At 70.9% G+C, this 2,777-nt stretch carries 4 protein-coding genes; all 4 read right to left on the bottom strand.

Annotation, left to right across the window (positions count from 1 at the left end; all coding sequences use genetic code 11):
* Positions 1–99 precede the first annotated feature (99 nt).
* On the bottom strand, positions 100–1,014 hold the full coding sequence (locus tag RMO85_RS08350; RefSeq protein WP_310528266.1) for an SMP-30/gluconolactonase/LRE family protein: 915 nt from the start codon (positions 1,012–1,014) through the stop codon (positions 100–102).
* Complete coding sequence (locus RMO85_RS08345; RefSeq protein WP_310528265.1) at positions 1,011–1,871, bottom strand: NUDIX domain-containing protein; 861 nt, start codon at positions 1,869–1,871, stop codon at positions 1,011–1,013. The genes RMO85_RS08350 and RMO85_RS08345 overlap by 4 nt, the downstream gene beginning before the upstream one ends.
* A 25-nt stretch (positions 1,872–1,896) precedes the next feature.
* Positions 1,897–2,268 (bottom strand): hypothetical protein, encoded by a 372-nt coding sequence (locus RMO85_RS08340; RefSeq protein ID WP_310528264.1) that lies wholly within the window; start codon positions 2,266–2,268, stop codon positions 1,897–1,899.
* A gap of 34 nt (positions 2,269–2,302) precedes the next feature.
* A partial coding sequence (locus RMO85_RS08335; RefSeq protein ID WP_310528263.1) for an SRPBCC family protein occupies positions 2,303–2,777 on the bottom strand: 475 nt, incomplete at its 5' end.

Genomic DNA, 2,777 nt, shown 5'->3' with positions numbered 1-2,777 from the left:
GATCTCGGCGGCCAGCGCCACCAGCTCGGCGTCCGAGAGTGAGCGCAGGTCCTGCGGCGACGTGATCGACTCGAGATGACCCATGCCGCGGAGTCTATTTCATGGCAGGTCGTAGACGGCCACCGCCGGCTCGTGCAGGCTGCCCATCCAGACCCGCCCGTCGCGCTCACGGACGCCGGTGACCATGTGGAAGCCGGCATCCACCAGGTCGATGTCGTGGACCAGAGTCCCCGCGTCGTCGTAGGCCTGCACCCGGATCGTCGCCTTCGGCTTGGGCTGGAGCCTCTCGGGGATCCTGGTGACGAGCTTGCGGAGCCGGAGCGGCCCGGTCTGCAGGCGCTCGACGAGCGGGTCCTTGGGCGACGCGATGCTCACCCAGATCAGGCCGTCGCTCCCCCGCGCGATGTTGTCGGGATAGCCGGGCAGGTCCTTGACCAGGAAGTCGCGTTCACCGGTGCGGGGCCCGGCGATCCACCAGCGGACCACCGTGCGGGCGCCGGTCTCGGCCACGGCCACGAACTGCTCGTCCGCGCTGAGCGCGACACCGTTGGCGAAGGCGAGGCCGTCCAGGACCACGGTGACGGTGCCGTCGACGTCGCGGCGCACCAGCCGACCGGTGCGGGTGTGCTGGACGATGTCGTCCTTCCACTCGGCGATGCCGTAGTGCTGCGACGAGTCGCTGAACCAGATCGTGCCGTCCACGGCGATCGCGGCGTTGTTGCAAAAGCGCATGCGCACGCCGTCGATGTCGGTCAGCAGCGTCTCGATCGAGCCGTCGGCGACGTGCACCATGAGCAACCCCGCCTCGGCGTCGCAGACGAGCAGGTCGCCGTTGTCGAAGAGCTCCAGGCCGAGCGGGCGACCGCCGGTGTTGGCGATGCGGTCGACGCGTTGACCGTCGGCGCTGAGGCGGAGGATCGCGCCGTCGTCGGTGCCGGTGTAGACGCTGCCGTCGGCGGTGACGAGGACATCCTCGGCGCCGGCGCCGGGGACGGGGTGGACGGTGAAGGTCATGAGGAGGCTCCTGCGAGATCTCGATAGCGGGGGGAGGCAAGGAAGGCAGGGAGGATGAGGGCAGCAGCAGCGGTGAGGTCAAGCCCGCGGGCCTCGTGGGGGTCGACGAAGACGATCCGCCGGCCTTCGTGGCAGTCGATCTCGGCATCGGTGAGCGTGGTCGCGGCTACGAAGACCTGCATCCGGTCCCACGTGCCGTAGGCCGCGCGGTGGTCGACCATGAACTCACCGTAGGGCTCCAGCTCCCCCGGTGTCATGCATATGCCCGTCTCCTCCTCGAGCTCACGGTAGGCACCGACCTCGAAGCTCTCGCCGGGCTCGAGGTGGCCCCCGGACAGTCCCCACTTGTCCGGGTCGATGCGCGGGTGCTCGTCGCGCTCCTGGAGCAGGATCCAGCCGCGTCGGTCGACGAGGATGACGCCCGCGAAGCAGCGTTGCTCCTCGACGCCGTCGCGCCAGGCCATCACCCGGGGCAAGGACAGCTTCGCCGCCTGGTGCAGATCGAGGCGGTGCCAGGTCGCCGGGTCGACGAACACCATCTGGCGCCCCTCGCCGCACACCACGTCGTCATCGGTGATGTCGAGGCGTACGGCGAACAGCTCGAACTCGTCCACGTCACCGCACGTCTCGCTGTCGAACCGTGTGACGCCCAGCGACTCCAACCGGTCGGCCTCGACGACGAGCCCGGTCTCCTCGGCCAGCTCGCGGACCGCCGCCGCCCGGAAGTCCTCGCCCTCCTCCAGGTCGCCGCCCGGCAGGCCCCATCGCTCGGGGTCGTGCCTTGCATGCTCGTCCCGCTCCTGCATGAGGACCCAGCCCCGGGCATTGACAACGGCGACGTCGGCGAAGGAGTGCACTCGAACGACCCTAGCGAGCGGCCACTCACAACCGCGCGACGTAGCGCCGCCCCCGCAGCGCGTCCTCGACCAACCCGACCGCGCGCCGGGTCGCGAGCAGCCGTGCCTCGTCGAGCTGGAAGGTCTGCACCGCCGCCTCGACCACCTCGAGCGCGGCCACGTCCTTGAGGTCGGACCGGATCTGGCTCAACCCACGCCGACAGGCCGCCTGCTGCGCCTCGACGTGGAGCACCGCGAAGCGCGCCAGCACGACGACGTGTCGCCGCAACCCGGGGTAGCGGCGGTACTCCGCCGGGCACAGGTCGAGGAACCAGCTCGCGGCCGTGGCCTCCCAGTCCGGCGCCTCGGGCGGGCGCACCTCGCGTGGCCATCCGGGCGGAGGGGCGTACGTGGGCATCCTCCGAGTGTATCGAACATATGTTCGGAGTGGGTCAGGATTCCACGGTGCTACCGACCCGCTCGCGCAGGCCCGCGGCCAGCCCCGCGATGGTCAGCGCGTCGAACAGGCCACCGGCGACCTCGGCGAGTCGTCGGCGGCGTACGGGCCCGAGGCGAAGCCGCAGGTGCACCCGGGAGCCGTGCTCCACGGGAGTGACGTGCAGGCACCACGTCAGGTCCGTGCGCCCGCGCCGCGAGGTGTAGAGCAGCACGTGCGGCTCCTCGATCTCCGCGAGCGTGAAGGTCGCGCGGGCACCGCCCCAGTCAGGAATCACGTCGCCGACATGGTGTTGCAGCAGCGCCGGGTCGACGTGTCGCAGGGCGCGACGCGATGTGGGCACGAACCGCTCCACCGAGGCGGGGAGGTACCACCCCGCCCGCCGCTTCCCGAGCTGCACCAGCCACGGCCACACGGTCTCGGGCGGCGCGGGCAGGTCGAAGGCGCGGTCCATCACGACGTCGGCACGC

Source organism: Nocardioides sp. (assembly GCF_031422975.1).
Lineage (GTDB): Bacteria > Actinomycetota > Actinomycetes > Propionibacteriales > Nocardioidaceae > Nocardioides.
The sequence above is the reverse complement of the archived record's forward strand: the minus strand, read 5'-3'. Positions and strand labels throughout refer to the sequence as shown.

Bases quoted from the DNA above. Each gene is read 5' to 3' on its own strand.
- RMO85_RS08350 (WP_310528266.1), bottom strand. From the start codon at position 1,014: ATGACCTTCACCGTCCACCCCGTCCCCGGCGCCGGCGCCGAGGATGTC.
- RMO85_RS08340 (WP_310528264.1), bottom strand. From the start codon at position 2,268: ATGCCCACGTACGCCCCTCCGCCCGGATGGCCACGCGAGGTGCGCCCG.